This window comes from Variovorax sp. 20P10.2.4, assembly GCF_058244205.1.
Genome location: NZ_JBZAYE010000892.1, coordinates 1 through 2,367 on the forward strand (window position 1 = coordinate 1; position 2,367 = coordinate 2,367).

2 protein-coding genes are annotated in these 2,367 nt (G+C 69.9%); both read right to left on the reverse strand.

Features of this window, described 5'->3' with window-relative positions; genetic code table 11:
* Window positions 1-235: 235 nt before the first annotated feature.
* Complete coding sequence (gene pqqA, locus AC27VN_RS39065; protein WP_093354476.1) at window positions 236-310, reverse strand: pyrroloquinoline quinone precursor peptide PqqA; 75 nt, start codon at window positions 308-310, stop codon at window positions 236-238.
* A 53-nt stretch (window positions 311-363) separates the two neighbouring features.
* Window positions 364-2,367 (reverse strand): outer membrane protein assembly factor BamB family protein (locus AC27VN_RS39070; RefSeq protein ID WP_490880150.1); only part of this gene is annotated, 2,004 nt, incomplete at its 5' end.

The window sequence follows — 2,367 nt, forward strand, 5'->3', positions numbered from 1 at the left end:
GCGCCATGCGATGCCGCTGGGCTTCGTCGCGCTCGGCGACGCGGTGCTGTTCGTGGCCGACGACGGCCTCGGCAACGAGCGCCTGTGGTCGCGCAGCACGAAGGGCGGCGCGCGCCGCGCCACGCTGATCGGCGATCCGTTGCGCGAGCGGCTGCGCTGAACCGCCCCGGCTCCTTTCCTGCACCAACGAAAAAGGCCCCGGTTCGCACCGGGGCCTTCGTTCGTTGCGCCGCGCTCAGCGCGCGGCGATGTACATCGTGATCTCGAAACCGAACCGCAGATCCACGAACGCGGGCTTGCTCCAGGTCATCGCTTTGCTCCTTTCTAGGTGGGGGGAAATGAGGAAGAGGAACGCCCGCAGGCTCAGTACACGACGATCTTGCCGGTCGGTCGCGCGCTGTGGCAGTCGTTGTAGAAGTACTCGCCGGGCGTGTCGAAGCGGTGCTGCGCCGACTGGCCCGGTGCGAGCTTGAAGTCGAAGCGGCCCTCGAAGAACTGCGTGGCGCAGTGCTGGTTCGCATTGCCGGCGGGGTTGGTGAAGGTCACGGTGGTGTTCGCGGGCACGCGCATCCAGGTCGGCGTCATCGCGTTGACCGCGGTGCTCTCGCTGGCGCCGGGCGCGTTGGCCGCGGTCTGCACGCGCGCGAGGAACACGGTGTTGGGCGTGGGCAGCGCCGCGCCTTCCACCGCCTGGCCCGACACCGGCCGGCGCACCTCGGGCGGCTTCGGCGTGGCCGCCGGCGCCACCGTGCCGCCGACCTTGAAGGCCCAGAGGTAGTCGCCGCGCGGCGCCGAGTCGCCGTAGGGAATGCTGGTGCCGCCCGCATAGACCGCGATGTACTGCTCGCCGTCGATCTCGTAGGCCACCGGGCTCGCGGCGATGGCCGCGCCGGTCTGGAAGCGCCACAGCTCGCTGCCGTCGCCCGCGTCGAGCGCGAGCAGGTTGCCGTCGGGCTGGCCGATGAACAGCAGGTCGGCGGCCGTGCTCAGGATGCCGTTGCCGTGTGCCAGCGAGTAGGGCATGGGCTTCTTCCACTTGACCAGGTTGGTGCTCGGGTCGACCGCCACCACCGCGCCCGTCATGTAGGTGCCCGGCGGGCGCAGGCCGTTGCTCGACTCGGTCAGCGAGTGCGCGGCCGAGACGTAGCCCATGCCGGTGTAGACCAGGCCGGTGCGCGGGCTGAAGGACTGGTGGTTCCAGTTGGCGCCGCCGCCATGGCCCGGGATCGACAGCAGCGGCACGTCCCAGTGCGCGTCGTAGAGGCAGCCCTTGAGGTAGTTGGGCACGGCGCGGTTCGGGTCGCCGGGGATCGCGGTGCCCAGCGGCTGGTCGACGATGCAGGTCTCGGTCCACGCGCCCTGGCGCGGGAAGGGCTGGGTCGGCCAGCTCGCCTGGCGGGCGTCCTGCTTGACCGGCATCTCGTCGATGCCCAGCGGCGCGCTGCCGTCCTTGCGGTCGAGGATGTAGTACATGCCGGTCTTGCTGCCGTAGATCACGACCTTGCGCTCCTGGCCCGCGATCCTCACGTTGGCCAGCACCGGCGACATCACGTTGTCCATGTCCCAGATGTCGTGGTGCACCGACTGGAAGTGCCACTTGTACTCGCCGGTCTTGAGGTCGAGCGCGACGATCGAGTTGGCGAACAGGTTCAGGCCCGGCCGCGTGGAGCCGTTCTGCGAGGAGCCGCCGCGCACGTTGCCGAAGGTCCAGTAGACGAGCCCGAGCTCGGGATCGACCGCGGGGTGGATCCACGGCGTGGCGCCGGTGCGGTCCGACTCGGGCGCGCCGCCCCAGGTGTCGTAGCCGCGCTCGCCCACGCGCGGCACGCCCCAGAAGGTGGAGAGCACCTTGCCCGTGGCCGCGTCGGCCGAGAAGGCGGCGCCGCGGTTGCCGTCGTTGGTGCCCACGTAGAGGCGCTTGTCGTGATAGACCAGCGCCACCTTCTGCACCGCGCCCTGGTAGTCGGCGTCGGTGCTGCTGCTCGGGTACTGCTTGATCCAGACCGGCTTGCCGGTGTTCGTGTCGAGCGCCACCAGCCGGTTGCCCGTGGCCACGGTGTAGACCAGGCCCAGGTCCTTCGCGACCGCCGCGCCGCGACGCGTGATCGCGCCATAGGGCGTGGTCCATTTCCACTTGGTGACGCCGGTCTTGCCGTCGACCGCGATCAGGTTGCCGAGCGCCGACTCGATGTAGATCACGCCGTCGACCACCACCGTGGTGCTCTGGCTGTTGCCGGTATTGGTGCCGCCCTCGATGCGGTTGAGCCAGGCACCGCCGAGCTGGCCCACGCGCGCCTTGTCGATCTTCGCGAGGCTCGAGTAGTTCTGGTTGCCGAGGTTGCCGCCCACCTTGGGGAAGTCGCGGTC